The organism is Bradyrhizobium sp. 40 (genome assembly GCF_023100925.1).
GTDB lineage: Bacteria > Pseudomonadota > Alphaproteobacteria > Rhizobiales > Xanthobacteraceae > Bradyrhizobium.
The window spans coordinates 6,975,667-6,990,493 of sequence record NZ_CP064688.1; the positions used below are offsets into that span (position 1 = coordinate 6,975,667).

Annotated in this window: 15 protein-coding genes and 1 pseudogene; 4 read left to right on the top strand and 12 right to left on the bottom strand. The window is 64.6% G+C overall.

Features of this window, described 5'->3' with window-relative positions:
• Positions 1 to 37 precede the first annotated feature (37 nt).
• Positions 38 to 550, top strand: a complete 513-nt coding sequence (locus tag IVB40_RS33455) for a GcrA family cell cycle regulator (protein ID WP_007597869.1) — start codon at positions 38 to 40, stop codon at positions 548 to 550.
• Positions 551 to 788: 238 nt separating this feature from the next.
• On the opposite strand, the gene phoB is transcribed toward IVB40_RS33455, so the two are convergent.
• The 8 genes from phoB to IVB40_RS33495 form a co-directional block, all read right to left on the bottom strand.
• Positions 789 to 1,496 (bottom strand): phosphate regulon transcriptional regulator PhoB, encoded by a 708-nt coding sequence (gene phoB, locus IVB40_RS33460; RefSeq protein ID WP_007597871.1) that lies wholly within the window; start codon positions 1,494 to 1,496, stop codon positions 789 to 791.
• A gap of 23 nt (positions 1,497 to 1,519) precedes the next feature.
• Complete coding sequence (gene phoU / locus IVB40_RS33465) at positions 1,520 to 2,236, bottom strand: phosphate signaling complex protein PhoU (protein WP_018456067.1); 717 nt, start codon at positions 2,234 to 2,236, stop codon at positions 1,520 to 1,522.
• 10 nt (positions 2,237 to 2,246) lie between these two features.
• On the bottom strand, positions 2,247 to 3,068 hold the full coding sequence (gene pstB / locus IVB40_RS33470) for a phosphate ABC transporter ATP-binding protein PstB (protein WP_027565896.1): 822 nt from the start codon (positions 3,066 to 3,068) through the stop codon (positions 2,247 to 2,249).
• On the bottom strand, positions 3,065 to 3,910 hold the full coding sequence (pstA, locus tag IVB40_RS33475) for a phosphate ABC transporter permease PstA (RefSeq protein ID WP_247817559.1): 846 nt from the start codon (positions 3,908 to 3,910) through the stop codon (positions 3,065 to 3,067). Before pstA ends, pstB begins: the two co-directional genes overlap by 4 nt.
• Positions 3,911 to 3,914: 4 nt before the next feature.
• Complete coding sequence (gene pstC, locus IVB40_RS33480; protein WP_247819628.1) at positions 3,915 to 4,904, bottom strand: phosphate ABC transporter permease subunit PstC; 990 nt, start codon at positions 4,902 to 4,904, stop codon at positions 3,915 to 3,917.
• A gap of 100 nt (positions 4,905 to 5,004) precedes the next feature.
• Entirely contained in the window at positions 5,005 to 6,018 is a 1,014-nt protein-coding gene (gene pstS, locus IVB40_RS33485; RefSeq protein WP_247817560.1) for a phosphate ABC transporter substrate-binding protein PstS, read from the bottom strand.
• Positions 6,019 to 6,161: 143 nt separating this feature from the next.
• Positions 6,162 to 7,460: an ATP-binding protein gene (locus IVB40_RS33490; protein WP_247357609.1), complete on the bottom strand. Its 1,299-nt coding sequence runs from the start codon at positions 7,458 to 7,460 to the stop codon at positions 6,162 to 6,164.
• A gap of 33 nt (positions 7,461 to 7,493) precedes the next feature.
• The gene (locus IVB40_RS33495; RefSeq protein ID WP_018456061.1) at positions 7,494 to 8,549 is read right to left on the bottom strand and encodes a lysylphosphatidylglycerol synthase domain-containing protein; all 1,056 of its coding nucleotides are present in this window, start codon (positions 8,547 to 8,549) and stop codon (positions 7,494 to 7,496) included.
• Between the two features lie 349 nt (positions 8,550 to 8,898).
• On the opposite strand from IVB40_RS33495, the gene IVB40_RS35830 reads away from it, so the two are divergent.
• Positions 8,899 to 9,030 carry a hypothetical protein gene (locus IVB40_RS35830; RefSeq protein WP_256465125.1) on the top strand — a complete coding sequence of 44 codons (132 nt, stop codon included), beginning with the start codon at positions 8,899 to 8,901 and terminating at the stop codon, positions 9,028 to 9,030.
• 27 nt (positions 9,031 to 9,057) lie between these two features.
• Here the strand turns inward: IVB40_RS35830 and IVB40_RS33500 are convergent.
• The 3 genes and pseudogenes from IVB40_RS33500 to IVB40_RS33510 form a co-directional block, all read right to left on the bottom strand.
• Positions 9,058 to 9,345: pseudogene (locus IVB40_RS33500) on the bottom strand (haloalkane dehalogenase); the annotation flags it as partial.
• 77 nt (positions 9,346 to 9,422) lie between these two features.
• A complete protein-coding gene (locus IVB40_RS33505) occupies positions 9,423 to 9,719 on the bottom strand; it encodes a hypothetical protein (protein WP_247285315.1) in 297 nt (98 codons plus the stop codon).
• A gap of 2 nt (positions 9,720 to 9,721) precedes the next feature.
• Positions 9,722 to 11,116 carry an OmpA family protein gene (locus tag IVB40_RS33510; RefSeq protein WP_247463671.1) on the bottom strand — a complete coding sequence of 465 codons (1,395 nt, stop codon included), beginning with the start codon at positions 11,114 to 11,116 and terminating at the stop codon, positions 9,722 to 9,724.
• 164 nt (positions 11,117 to 11,280) lie between these two features.
• Between IVB40_RS33510 and IVB40_RS33515 the strand changes: the two genes are divergently transcribed.
• Positions 11,281 to 12,339 (top strand): polysaccharide deacetylase family protein, encoded by a 1,059-nt coding sequence (locus tag IVB40_RS33515; RefSeq protein WP_247817563.1) that lies wholly within the window; start codon positions 11,281 to 11,283, stop codon positions 12,337 to 12,339.
• A gap of 124 nt (positions 12,340 to 12,463) precedes the next feature.
• Positions 12,464 to 13,264, top strand: a complete 801-nt coding sequence (locus tag IVB40_RS33520) for an SDR family oxidoreductase (protein ID WP_247817564.1) — start codon at positions 12,464 to 12,466, stop codon at positions 13,262 to 13,264.
• A 54-nt stretch (positions 13,265 to 13,318) separates the two neighbouring features.
• Here the strand turns inward: IVB40_RS33520 and boxB are convergent, their stop codons facing one another.
• Complete coding sequence (gene boxB, locus IVB40_RS33525) at positions 13,319 to 14,755, bottom strand: benzoyl-CoA 2,3-epoxidase subunit BoxB (protein ID WP_247819629.1); 1,437 nt, start codon at positions 14,753 to 14,755, stop codon at positions 13,319 to 13,321.
• Between the last annotated feature and the right edge of the window lie 72 nt (positions 14,756 to 14,827).

Genomic DNA, 14,827 nt, shown 5'->3' on the forward strand with positions numbered 1-14,827 from the left:
CCCAGGATGGCTGGCGCGCAGCGAGGGAAAGGGTGCAATGACGGTTTTGACCTGGTCCGATGATCGCGTCGAGCAGCTGAAAAAGCTCTGGGAGGCCGGACTTTCGGCCAGCCAGATCGCGGCGGAGCTCGGCAATGTGACCCGCAATGCCGTGATCGGCAAAGTGCACAGGCTCGGCCTTTCGGGCCGCGCCAAGAGCCCTTCATCGGCAGCGCCGCGCCCGCGCAAGGCGCGCCCCGCGCAGCACATGATGCGGGTGAGCCGCCCGATCTCGCGCGGCAACACCGCGCTGGCGCAGGCCTTCGAGGTCGAGGCTGAGCCGGATCCGGTCACCTATGACAACGTGGTGCCGATGAGCCAGCGGCTGTCGCTGCTGGAATTGAACGAGGCGACCTGCCACTGGCCGGTCGGCGATCCCTCAAGCCCGGACTTCTTCTTCTGCGGTGGACGGGCGCTGTCCGGCCTGCCCTATTGCGCCCAGCACTCGCGCGTCGCGTACCAGCCGGCGTCGGATCGGCGGCGTGCACCGGTGAAGCCGGGGCCGCGGTAATTACGGCAAGTCGTCGCGCGAAGACGGCTCAACGATTTCAGTCTCGTCCCGGCCTAGTGCGCAATTGCGCGCGGGGGGCCGGGACCCATACTCCGAGCGCGCAGTTGCCGTGCGAAAGGGGTCGCTCCGAGTCTTCGCCAAACCACGTTCGGTGGTTATGGGTCCCGGATCAGCGCTCGCTTGTCCGGGACGACGTCGAAGAATTCGGGACAGCTTGCCAACAAACAAGGCTGCAACCCTATACCTGCTCCGCCTTGGCAAACCGATCATCCAGCGCGTAACCGGCGCCGCGGACGGTGCGGATCGGGTCCTGCTCGCGGCCGAGATTGAGCAGCTTGCGCAGGCGGCCGATATGCACGTCGACGGTACGCTCGTCGATATAGATGTCGCGGCCCCAGACGCTGTCGAGCAGTTGCTCGCGCGAGAACACCCGTCCCGGATGCTCCAGGAAGAACTCCAGCAGGCGATATTCGGTCGGACCGAGATCGATCGGCCGGCCCGAGCGCGCCACGCGGCGCTTGTCGCGGTCGAGCTCGATGTCGCCAAAAGCAAGGACGGTGGCGAGCCGCTCCGGGCTTGCGCGCCGCAGCAGGCCTTTCACGCGCGCCAGCAGCTCCGGCACCGAGAATGGCTTGACGATGTAATCGTCGGCGCCGGTCGCAAGACCCCGCACCCGCTCGCTCTCCTCGCCGCGCGCGGTGAGCATGATGATCGGGAGCTGCTTGGTCTCGGGACGGGTGCGAAGCCGCCGGCACAACTCGATGCCTGACAGGCCCGGCAGCATCCAGTCGAGCACGATCAGATCGGGGATGTGCTCCTTGAGGCGGGTGTCGGCGTCGTCGCCGCGCATCACCGTCTCGACGTCATAGCCGTCGCCTTCGAGGTTGTAGCGGAGAAGCTCGGTCAGGGCTTCCTCGTCCTCAACCACCATAATGCGTGCGCCCATCGGGTCGTCGCTCCCTTAAGTCTTCAGGTGTTCGGTACCGTGTTGGCGAAGGTCGTCATGTCGCCCTTCGGCCGCTTGTCGGTGATCGCCTGGCCCTCAATCATGTAGAACACGGTCTCGGCGATGTTGGTGGCGTGGTCGCCGATCCGCTCGATATTCTTGGCGCAGAACATCAGGTGAATACAGAACGAGATGTTGCGCGGATCCTCCATCATGTAGGTGAGGAGCTCGCGGAACAGCGAGGTGCAGATGGCGTCGACTTCCTCGTCACCCTTCCACACCGCCATCGCCGCCGGCAAATCATGCGCGGCATAAGCGTCCAGCACCGACTTGACTTGCTGCTGCACGAGGTCGGTCATGTGCTCGAGGCCGCGGAACAGCTTGAGCGGATGGAAGTCCGTCTCCAGCGCCGCAACGCGCTTGCCCATGTTCTTGGCGAGGTCGCCGATGCGCTCGAGATCGGTCGCGACGCGCATGGCGCCGACGATCTCGCGCAGATCGACCGCCATTGGCTGGCGCCGGGCGATGGTGAGCACCGCGCGTTCCTCGATGCGCTTCTGCAGCGCGTCGAGTTCAGTGTCGATGGCGACGACGCGCTGGCCGAGCGGGACGTCGCGGCGGATCAATGCGTCGACGGACTCGACGATCATGCGCTCGGCGATGCCACCCATCTCGGCGACCAGGCGCGTGAGTTCCTGGAGGTCGGTGTCGAAGGCCTTTGCGGTATGTTCAGAACCCATGTCGCGTCTCCTAGCCGAACCGGCCGGTGATGTAATCCTGCGTGCGCCGGTCGGACGGCGACGTGAAGATCTTGCTGGTGTCGTCGAACTCGATCAACTCGCCGAGATACATGAAGGCGGTCTTGTCGGAGACGCGCGCCGCCTGCTGCATGTTGTGGGTGACGATCGCGATCGTGTAATCCTCGGACAGCTCCTGGATCAGCTCCTCGACCTTGGCGGTCGAGATCGGGTCGAGCGCCGAACAGGGTTCGTCGAACAGGATCACCTCGGGCCGCACCGCGACGGTGCGGGCGATGCAGAGGCGCTGCTGCTGGCCGCCGGAGAGCGACAGGCCGGAGGCGTTGAGCTTGTCCTTGACCTCGTTCCACAGCGCGCCGCCGCGCAGCGCCTTCTCGACGCGGCCGTCCATTTCGGACTTCGAGATCTTCTCATAAAGACGGATGCCGAACGCGATGTTCTCGTAGATCGTCATCGGGAACGGCGTCGGTTTCTGGAACACCATGCCGACGCGGGCGCGCAGCAGATTGAGGTCCAGCTTGCCGTCGAGGATGTTGGTCTGGTCGAGCATGAGCTGACCGGTGGCGCGCTGACCGGGATAGAGGTCGTACATCCGGTTGAAGATGCGCAGCAGGGTCGACTTGCCGCAGCCTGACGGACCGATGAACGCCGTGACACGGTTGGCGCCGAGCGTCAGGTTGATGTTCTTCAGCGCATGGTGCTCGCCGTAATAGAAGTTCAGGTTGCGCACGGTCACCTTGGGGGGCGCCTCCGGCAGCACTGCCGCGTGCGGCAGTCCACCTGACGCGCTCATCGATACGGAAAGATCACTCATTTTGCGGTCCTCTCGGCGCCAAGGATGCGCGCGAAAATATTAAGGGCAAGAACGGTCAGGGTGATGAGCAGCGCGCCGCTCCAGGCCAGCTGCTTCCAATAGGCATAGGGGCTCTGCACGAAGTTGTTGATGGTCACCGGCAGGTTCGCCATCGTTTTGTTTAGGCCGAGGCTGAAGAACTGGTTGGACAGCGCGGTGAACAGCAGCGGCGCGGTTTCACCGGCGACGCGGGCGGTCGCGAGCAGCACGCCGGTGATGAGGCCCGAACGGGCAGCGCGATAAGCGATCCGCTTGATCACCAGCGAGCGCGGCAGGCCGAGCGCCGAGGCCGCCTCGCGCAACGCGTTCGGCACCAGCAGCAGCATGTCCTCGGTCGTGCGCAGCACCACCGGGATCACGATGACCGCGAGCGCGAGCGAGCCTGCGATCGCCGAGAAGCCGCGCATCGGCACCACCACCGCGCCGTAGATGAACAGGCCGATGATGATCGAGGGTGCCGAGAGCAGGATGTCGTTGATGAAGCGGATCACCGAGGTCAGCCGGTCATTGCGGCCGTATTCGGCGAGATAGGTGCCGACGAACATGCCGAGCGGCGCGCCGATGCCGACGCCGATCACGGTCATGATCAGCGAGCCGACGATGGCGTTGAGCAGGCCGCCCTCGTTCGATCCCGGTGGCGGCGTGTTCTCGGTGAACAGCTGGACATTGAGTCCCGCCAGGCCATTGTAGAGCAGCGTGATCAGGATCAACGCGAGCCAGGTGACACCGAAGGCGGTTGCGGCGATGCAGAGCCCGCGGACGACGATGTCCTTGCGGCGGCGGCGTGAGTAGATCGGATTCATGGCGTCAGTTCCCCGCCTTCTTTTCCAGCCGCATCAGCATCAGCCGCGCCGCCGCGAGCACGAAGAAGGTCAGCACGAACAGCAGGAGGCCGAGCAGGATCAGGCCGGACTGGTGCAGGCCGTCGCTTTCGGCGAACTCGGATGCGATCGCCGCCGAGATCGTGGTGCCCGGCGCGAAGATCGACGACGAGATCCTGAACGAGTTGCCGATAATGAAGGTTACCGCCATGGTCTCGCCGAGCGCGCGGCCCAGCGCCAGCATGACGCCGCCGATGACGCCGACGCGGGTGTAGGGGATCACCACGCTGCGGACGACTTCCCAGGTGGTGCAGCCGACGCCGTAGGCGGCTTCCTTCAGGACCGGCGGCACCGTCTTGAACACGTCGACCGAAATCGAGGTGATGAAGGGCAGCACCATGATGGCGAGGATCAGCGCGGCATTGAACAGGCTGAGATAGGACGGGGGACCTGCGAAGATCGCGCCCAGCACGGGCACGCCATCGAAGATCTTGATCATGAAGGGCTGGAACGTGTTGGCGAGGAACGGGCCGAGCACGAAGAAGCCCCACATGCCGTAGATGATCGAGGGGATGCCGGCGAGCAGCTCGATCGCCATGCCGATCGGGCGGCGCAGCCATTCAGGGCAGAGCTCGGTGAGGAAGATCGCAATGCCGAGACCCACGGGAATGGCGATCAGCATCGCGATGAAGGAGGTCACGAGCGTGCCGTACATCGGCCCGAGCGCGCCGAGCACCGGCGGATCGGCGGACGGCGCCCAGCGCTGCGTCCACAGGAACGAGACCCCGAATTCCTTCATCGCCGGGAAGGCGCCGACGATCAGCGAAATGATGATGCCGCCGAGGATCAGAAGCACCGAGATCGCGGAGAGCCGCGTGATCCAGTAGAAGGTGACGTCGCCGAGCTTGAACGCGCTCAAGGCCTTGGCGCGATCATACGGTCCGGCATCGTCGATTACATCGCTCTGAACGGCCATCTCTGCCACGCCGATCCCCTGTACCAAATAGTATACGTTTTTTTTGTTGGTCCGCGCCCCGGATGCGGCGCAGCGCATCCGGGGCACGAGCGTCGCGAGCCTAGCTCTTGATGTCGGCAGCCCAGGTCTTCTCGATCAGCTGAACGATCGGGTCCGGCATCGGGATGTAGTCGAGCTCTTCAGCCGCCTTGCCGCCGCTCTTGAAGGCCCAGCGGAAGAACTTGATGGCTTCCTGCGAGGCCGCCTTGTCGGTGGCGTCCTTGTGCATGAGGATGAAGGTCGCCGCCGTGATCGGCCAGGACTTCTCGCCGGGCTGGTCGGTCAGGATGACGTAGTAGCCGGGAGCCTTGGCCCAGTCGGCGTTGGCGGCGGCCGCCTGGAACGCTTCGACGGTCGGCTGCACCGGCTTGCCGGCCTTGTTGACGAGACCGGTGTAGGTCAGCTTGTTCTGCTTGGCATAGGCGTACTCGACATAGCCGATCGAGTTCTTGGTCTGGCTGATGTTGCCGGACACGCCTTCGTTGCCCTTGGCGCCGACGCCAACCGGCCACTCGACGGCGGTACCCTCACCGACCTTGCTCTTCCAGTCCGCGCTGGCCTTGGCGAGGTAGTTGGTGAAGTTGAAGGTGGTGCCCGAACCGTCCGAACGGCGGACCACGGTGATGGCCTCCGAGGGCAGCTTCACGTTCGGGTTCAGCTTCTTGATCGCGGCGTCGTCCCATTTGGTGATCTTGCCGAGATAGATGCTGGCCAGCGTCTCGCCGTCGAACACCATCTCACCGGGCTTCACGCCCTCGATGTTGACCACGGGAACGATGGCACCCATCACCATCGGCCACTGGACGAGGCCGTCCTTCTCGAGCTGCTCGGCCTTGAGCGGCGCGTCGCTGGCACCGAAGGTAACGGTCTTGGCCTGGATCTGCTTGATGCCGCCGCCGGAGCCGATCGACTGGTAGTTCAGACCGTTGCCGGTCTCCTTCTTGTAGGCATCGGCCCATTTGGAATAGATCGGGAACGGGAACGTCGCACCGGCGCCGGTGATGTCGGCAGCAAAGGCCGCCGTCGTCGATGCGGCGACCATGCCAGCAGCGACGAGTGTTTTGAGGAAATTCATGCTGGTCTCCATACAGGGGAGCGAAGCGCCATCCGCGCCCGATCGCGCTCCCCGTGCCGCCCCTTTAGGAGCGGACAGCTGAGCTTTTACGAAGGTTTGGTGACAGTCGGATGACAGTGTTAAGCAACTGAAATCGCCGGAATTTAGCTCAGAGCCGCAGGCTTGCCCTGGGGGAAACAGGCAGCGAAAGTGGCGCCCTGCTTGGGCACGCTTTCGATCAAAAGCCGGCCGCGATGGCGGTTAAGAATATGTTTCACCAGCGATAATCCGAGGCCGGTGCCGCCCTGCGAGCGGCTGTCGCCGACATCGACCCGGTAGAACCGCTCCGTCAGCCGCGGCAAATGTTCTGGCGCGATGCCGGGGCCGAAATCCCGGACCAAGACCCGGATTTCCTGAGTTCCATCAGGGGCGGAACTGGACGTCAGCGACACGATGACACGACCGCCCGAGGCGCCGTATTTGAGCGCGTTCTCGATCAAATTCTCGAACAGGCGGAGCAGCTCCTCACGGTCGCCCGCGATCAGCACCGGGGTCTCAGGCAGCTGGGTCTCGACCTCGACCTGGCGTTCCCGGGCCAGCGGCTCGAGCCCGTCGGCGACCTGCAAGATGATCGGCAGCAGGTCGACCAGGGTGTCGGGCCGCACATGGGCCGACAGCTCCACCCGCGACAGCGACAGCAGATCGTCGATCAGACGCGCCATCCGGGTGGCCTGGTTGTGCATGATGCCGAGGAAGCGCTCGCGCGCCTTGGGATCGTCCTTGGCTTGGCCCTGGAGCGTGTCGATGAAGCCGGACAGCGCGGCCAGCGGGGTGCGCAGCTCGTGACTGGCATTGGCGACGAAATCGGCCCGCATCTCCTCGACCCGGCGCAGCGGCGTCTGGTCGTGGAAGGTCATCAGCATGCATTTGTCGGCGCCGCCGAAGGTGGTCGGCACCGGCACCGGCGTGATGGTCAGCTCCATCCAGCGATCGACCGGGACATGGTCGAGATAGGTCGCGCGCCGCGGCTCGGTGGTCGCGATCGACTCGCGCAGGGCCGTGATGATCTCGGGCGAGCGCAGCGCGAACTGGGCGAGCTCATTCCGGCGCAGCGCCGGCGCGAGCTGGGCGGCCGCAGCGTTGAGATGGATGACGCGGCCGGCGCGATCGAGCAGCACCGCGGGATCTGGCATGCCGGCGACCACCGCGGCGACTGCCGCGCTCTCGACCGGGTTGACGCGGCGGGTCTCTTCGCGCGAGGCGGCGGTATCGTGCAGGCGCCACGGGATCAGCGCTGCGGCCGCGATGCAGACGAACACCGCAATCGCATGCAGTGCCGACAATTCGCCCAGCGAGACCACCACCGACAGTGCCAGCGCCGCGGCGATCAGGATGACGGTCGAGTGCCGCAGCCGGTCGGACCAGGGCTGGGAGGAGGGAGAAGATGGGGCGTCGATCGCCATCGGGGCGGGCTTCTCCAAAGGACTTTGCGCCGGTCAGGCGCCGCTGTCGCTGCGCTTTCTCACGTAAGCGGCTTCAGGTGCGGGGCCGGGGTCGAGCTTGAGCGCCGCCTGCTGCAGGCGTTTCGATCGTGCGCCGATGATAACTTCGCGAAACGTCAGCAAGATTACAGAAATGACGAAAGGGGACAGATAATAGAGGACGCGGAACAGCAGCATCCCACCCAGCAGTTCCTCCCGGTCCATCTGCCAGAGCCCGACCAGCATCGCCGCGTCGAACACACCAAGGCCTCCGGGCGAATGGCTGGCAAAGCCGAGCAGCGTGGCCGAGACGAAGATCACCGCGACCACCACGAAGCCGAGATTGGGCTCGTCCGGGACCAGCACGTACATCGCGAGCGCGCAGAAGCCGAGATCGATGATGCCGATCGCGATCTGGAGCAGGGTCAGCGGGCCGCCCGGCAGCATCACGGTCCAGGGCCCGCGGCCGACCATCCGCGGCTGGGTCCAGACCCAGACCACGTAAGCCACCAGTCCGACGATGATCATCATCGCCAGCATCCGGTTGAGCCAGGGCGGAAGCATGTCGATCGAGGCCGCGGCCTCCGGATGATAGGAGATGCCGAGGCCCAGCACCGCGGCATTACCGAGCCAGAAGGTCAGGCCGGCGAGGAAACAGATTTTTGCGACGTCGATCGCGTTCAGGCCGTAGGCGGAATAGATACGGTAGCGCACCGCGCCGCCGGTGAAGACGCTGGCGCCGACATTGTGGCCGATCGAATAGCTGGTGAAGGCGGCGAGCGCGTTGATCCGATAGGGCACGTGGGGGTGGCCGATCGCGCGCACGGCGAACAGGTCGTAGAAGGTCAGCGTGAAATAGCCCGCGGCGACGAACAGCGCCGCCATCGCAATCTGGCTCGGCTCGGTGCTCTTGATCGCTTCGAGGACTTCGTTGACATCGATGCCGCGCAGCATGTGGTAGAGCACATAGCAAGCGATGCCGATGACCGCGACGCTGATCACAACTCCAAGCTTATGCAGGATTTGCTTCTGGCGCAGAAACGACATCGCCCTGCGTATGGCTTCCAGCATCTAAACCTCGAACAACGCTTCAGCGGCCAGGGTGGCCGGCGAACAGGCGGACGACACGCAGGCACCCGACGAATCCTCGCCGGCGGCTCCGGCATCGCGCATGCCCCCTGCCCCTCCACTAGCGCGTTTTGGGGCGGAGTGGAATTCGACAATTCGAACAAAAAGTCGTGGCTTCAAGGTTTTAGGCAGGTTGCGGGCTCCTGATGCACGGTTTGGCGCTTTCGGCGGCAAGCCTGACGCGAATCTCCATGGCAATCCTGCGCAGACGCCATGAAGTTTTGATGATTTCGGCCGTACAATGTTCCGTCACGGCTTAAGTCGAAATCAATCTATGGGCGGGATTCCGCTGTTGAAAGAGGGTCGCGCCGCGCGCGGCCGCCGCGGCGCGCACGATTACGTGGCCGACGGCTCGCACTCGATCATCCGGTTGCACTGCGACATCACAGACGTCATTGCGGCCGCCCGCCAGCGGCCGCGATGAGCACGTCGTTCGGAGGTAGCGTTCTGCTCAGGCCGCAAGCTGCGGGCGCACCGCCTCGATGCCCGCGATCCAGCCGGCGACGGAGCGCCCGATCGCCTCGGGGTGATCCTCCTGGAGGAAATGCAGGCCGGCGCCGAGACGAACCAGCGCGCAGTGCTTCAGGGAGGCTGCAAACCGTTCGGCAAATTCCGGTGCGACCAGAGCTCCGGGCTCACCGGTGAACAGGAGCTTTGGATAGGACGACGAGGCCAGCACTGCATGCGCGGACTGGAGCACCTGATAAACGTCAGCGGGCTCGCCTGCGATCGGCATGTCAAGCGCCCACGACGCCTCTTCGCGTTTCACCTGCCGAGCGATGAGTTATCGGAGTTTGAGGCCCAGCGGATTCGAACTCAGGCCGGCGGCATGCTGCGCGCGACCACCCGGTCGCGCAGCCAGGCGCCGATGGCGGCGCCGACGAGGTAGCAGGCGAACATGATCAGGCCGAGGTCGAGCCAGTAGCCGAAGCGGCCGGGGACCACATGCGCGAGCGAGGCCGCGACCAGGCCGGCAACAAGCACGGCGAGCCAGCGCGCGGTCACCTTCGAGGTGCCGTTGCCGCGTTGGACCACCGAGATCCAGCCCATGCAGAAGCCGAGCAGCAGCGAGCCGATCAGCCAGCCCAGATGGAACGAGACGAGATAGGGCATCGTCACCTCACCAGAAATTCGATGCGGCGGTTCTGCGCCTTGGCGTCTTCGCTGTCATTGCCGGCGACCGGCTGCGTGCTGCCGTAGCCGACCGCGGTGAAGCGGCTGGCAGGCAGGCCGGCCTTGACCAGATAGTCGATCACCGCCTGCGCGCGCTTCTCCGAGAGTGCCTGGTTGAAGGAATCCTCGCCGTCGGCATCGGTATGCCCGGCGACCTCGATATTGGTGGTGGGACATCGCAATGCCGTCTCGATCAGATGATCGAGAATGCCGGCGGAATCCGGATCGATGTCGGCGCGCTTCGCCCCGAAGCGAATCTTGGCCTTGGCCAAGAGCTCCGAGAACAATTGCTGGCACACGGTGCCGTCGACCGGCCCGGCTGCGGGTTTCACGGTGATTTCCGGCTTGTACTGCCAGTTTTTCGGAAAATCCTTGCCGAGGCCTGCGCGGATGTCGTTGGCGGCACCTTCATATAGCGCATCGCCCGACAGCTTCACCTCGCGGTCGGACACGACGAGCGTGCCGGTCGACAGTCGCGACAGCGCGCCGAGCGCTGCGACCACGGCGGGGCTGAAGGCACCGGGCGCGCCGACGCTGGCCTTGAGATTGTCGACGACCTTTTCGTTGAAGAATTTCCGCGACGCGCTGGTGGCGATGGCGGCGTGGACATTGTTGTCGGGGACATAGCCGGTCAGCGTCACGGTCGCAGCCACCGGATCCTTGTAGGCCTGGAAGACGTAAGGCGGCGCCTTGACGTCGTTGGCGGCGATCGAAAAGCCCTCGGGCAGGTTTTTGAGCGCCGCTGCAACCGCTTCGCGGCCGCCGAGATCGCGCGCCATCCCCGACAGCGTGACTTTGGTGTCTGTGATCGTGATCTTGCCGTCCTTGAGCTTGCCGATCTGGTCGAGCAGCAGCATCGCAGCCGCCTCGAACCGCGGCGGCGCGCCGCGGGCCAAACCCATCTGATCGGCCACCTCGGTACCGGCGACCTCCTTGCGGGCCGCCTCGGTCAGGCGGCCCTTCATCGACGGCAGGGGCGCGGAGCCTGACAGCGTCACCCGCACCACGTCGCGTTCGGCGTTCCAGACGAAGGGCTTTGCCTCGGGAACGAGGCGGGTCCGGTCGTCGACCAGGCGCACGCCGGGCACGGTCTCGACCGCCACAACAGCGTCGCGGCGCCCCTCCTCGGAAAAGGCCTCCGCAGCCAGGCTGACGTCGCGGCCGTCCACCGCGATCCGGGTCTTGTCCAGAACGGTATCCTTTAGCGCCGCCGAGCCGCGGGCGGAAAGGTCCGCCTCGACCGGCAAAGTGTTATTCCAGGCCGCAAATCCCCACATGACGGCCAGGGGGATGAGCCCCGGCCACCATTTGCTGGCCCACCTGAAAAGCTTCTGCATTCGACGACCCGAACTCTGGAACCGGAGACAAAACAAACCCTTGGCGGGCTGTCAAACCGGAAATGACGCCCTTCCGAAGGCCGGGCGTGGACAATTGGAATAACTTTTTCTTCAAGGGTTCTTCCGTAAGTTGAAGGCGGAATGCCAAAGTCCGCCAGCGGGTCATGAAACAACTTCGTAACAACGTCATCCGCGCCGGGCTGGAAGCACTCTATTTCAGCGGCGCCCACCACCTGTTGCGCCCGCTTTTGTCGGGCGTCGGCGCCATTTTCATGCTGCATCACGTGCGGCCGGCCCGCGCCGCGGCGTTTCAGCCGAACCGGCATCTCGAAGTCACCCCCGAATTCCTGCGCGCGACCCTGTGCCATCTGCGCTCGCGTGAGATCGACATCGTCAGCATGGACGAGCTGCATGAGCGGTTGGTGCAGCGCCGGTTCGACCGCCGCTTCGCCGCCTTCACGCTCGACGATGGCTATCGCGACAATCTCGATTTTGCGCTGCCGGTTCTGCGCGAATTTGACGCGCCTCTGGCGGTCTATGTCGCCAGCGACTTCGCGGAGGGCACGGGTCGGCTGTGGTGGGAGGCGCTGGAGGCCGTGATCGCCAAGGCCGAGCAGATCGAGGTGACGATCGGCAATGCCGCGCTGCGGCTCGATGCGACGACGCCAGCCGCCAAGCAGGCGGCGTTCGACCGTCTGCACGACTGGTTGCGCGCATTGCCCGGCGAGCACGATCTCAAGCGCGAGATCGAGGCGCTCTGCACGAAGTACGGCGTCGACATGGCCGCGCTGTGCCGCAGCCTCTGCCTGTCCTGGGACGAGGTGAAGACATTTGCCGCCGATCCCCTGGTCACGATCGGCGCGCATTCCATCAGCCATTGCAATCTCGCCAAGCAAAGCGAAGCGATCGCCACGCAGGAGATGGCCGTGAGCCGCGCCCGGATCGAGCAGGCGCTCGGCCGCAATGTCCAGCATCTTGCCTATCCCTATGGCGATCGCGAGGCGGCGGGCGAGCGTGAATTCGTGCTCGCTGCATCCGCCGGTTTCAAGACCGCGGTGACGACGCGACCCGGCATGCTGTTCGCCGAAAACGCCGGCCACATGACCGCGCTGCCACGGGTCTCGCTCAACGGCAATTACCAGGACACGCGGATTCTGCCGGTGCTGACCTCGGGCGCCGCGACCGCGATGTGGAACGGCTTCCGCAGGATCGCGGCGGCTTAAATCTCTCCGTCTTCGCTGCCCGAACTCAGACGTGGTCCTGGCGAAAGCCAGGACGATGATGCGGCGCCTTCCTTGACTCCCCTCCCCACCCCGCTCACAACCGGCGCAAACCAAGGGAGGCACCATGTTCAACGATCTGTTCTCGCTCAAAGGCCGCGTCGCGCTGGTGACCGGCGGTTCGCGCGGCATCGGCAAGATGATCGCGGCGGGATTTCTCAGCGCAGGGGCCGCGAAGGTCTACATCACCGCGCGCAAAGCCGGGCCTTGCGAGGCGACCGCGAACGAACTCTCCGCACAGTATGACGGAGAATGCATCGCACTGCCGATCGACATCTCGACCGTCGACGGCTGCGACAGGCTCGCTGGCGAAATCATCAAGCTGGAGCCGAAGCTCGACGTCCTCGTCAACAATGCCGGGGCTGCCTGGGGCGCGGAGTTCGACGAATTCCCCGAAAGCGGCTGGGACAAGGTAATGGACCTCAACGTCAAGTCGCTGTTCTTCCTGACCAAGGCGCTGGCCAAGCCGCTGCGCGCGGCGGCTTCGCATGAGCGGCCCGCCAAGGTCATCAACATCGCCTCGGTCGACGGCATCTTCGTCAATCCCGGCGAGACCTACTCCTATGCCGCGAGCAAGGCCGCGGTGATCCATTTGACGCGGCGCATGGCGACGAAACTGATCAAGGACAACATCAACGTCACCGCGATCGCGCCCGGCGCGTTCAAGTCCGACATGAACCGGGCTGCGCGCGACCATTCGGACGAGGTCGCCAAGCGCATTCCGGCGCGGCGGATCGGAACCGACGAGGACATGGCCGGCGTGGCGATCTATCTCGCCTCGCGCGCGGGTGACTACGTGGTCGGCAACACCATCGCGGTGGATGGCGGAGTGGTGTACGCGAACGCGGGGCTGGAGATCGCGGGGTAGGCGGGGGCGCGTCAGCACGACGCCCTCACCTCACGCTCCAGGGGTCGTCCCTGCCTACGACTCGATCCTCACATACTCGAAATCGCCGGGCTTGTTGTCGATGCCGACTTTCGGCGGCGAGATCCAGGAGGCGAACTGGCCGGTCTCAGTGACGGGCTGCATCAGCGAGGTGATGAAGTCGCCGTCGGCGGTCGATGGCAGCCATTCGTCCTTGCGCTTCGCCCAGGTGGCATCGTCGATCAAAATGCCGTCAGGCGTCGCGTGGATGCTCTTGAACTCGCCGATATGGCGATGGAAGGCGACGTTGGGCAGCTTGAGCTGGAATTGGTAGCCCGCGGTCGAGATCACCTTGTTCCAGCGCAGCATGCCCTTGACGCAATCCTGGCTGTAATCGTCGCGCAGGCGCATGTTGAGCGCGGTCAGCGCCGGCTCGTCCACCAGCTTGATCTCGCCATCGATGAACTTCAGCACCGGATAGGTCGCGTTCTTGAGCTGATGATCGTCGTCGATCTGGGTCTCGTGATAGCGGCCCTTGATACCGGTGTTGAAGGCGTTCGCCGCATTTGTCGAGACTTCCGAGCCAAACAGATCGAGCGACAGCGTATAGTGCAGATTCAGCTTCTTCTGGATGGTCGGCAGATCGATCACGCCGAGCGCGCGGACTTTCGCGATATCGGTGGGATCGGTGATGCCGGCTTCCCGCATCGCATCGCAGGTGCGCTGCACGACACGCGTGATGCCGGTCTCGCCGACGAACATGTGGTGCGCTTCTTCCGTCAGCATGAAGCGGCAGGTGCGCGACAACGGATCGAAGCCGGACTGCGCCAGCGAGTGCAGCTGCATCTTGCCGTCGCGGTCGGTGAAATAGGTGAACATGAAGAAGGACAGCCAGTCCGGCGTCGCCTCGTTGAAGGCGCCCAGCATGCGTGGCGAGTCGGCGTCACCCGAGCGGCGGCGCAACAAATCGTCAGCCTCTTCACGTCCGTCGCGGCCAAAGTACTTTTGCAGCAGGTACACCATCGCCCAGAGGTGACGGCCTTCCTCGACATTGACCTGAAACAGGTTGCGCATGTCGTATAGCGAGGGCGCGGTCTTGCCGAGGTGGCGCTGCTGCTCCACGGAGGCAGGCTCGGTGTCGCCTTGGATCACGATCAGACGGCGCAGCATGGCGCGATATTCACCCGGGACTTCCTGCCAGGCCGGCTCGCCAAAATGCTCGCCGAACGGCACGACGCGGCTCTCTTCCTGGGGAGCAAGGAGAATGCCCCAGCGATACTCGGGCATCCGCACGTAGTCGAACTTGGCCCAGCCGCGCGGATCGACCGAATAGGCGGTCCGCAAGTACACCAGCGATTCCTGGAAGCCTTCCGGCCCCATGTCTTTCCACCAGTCCATGTAGCCGGGATGCCAGCCTTCCAGCGCCTTGAGCACCTGGCGGTCTTCGGCCAGATTGACGTTGTTCGGAATCTTGGTCGAGTAGTCGACGTTCATGATGTTCATGGAGGACCTCCCGTGGGGGACTTACTCGTTTAAAGGGTGCGAATGGCGAGTGGCGAGTGGCGA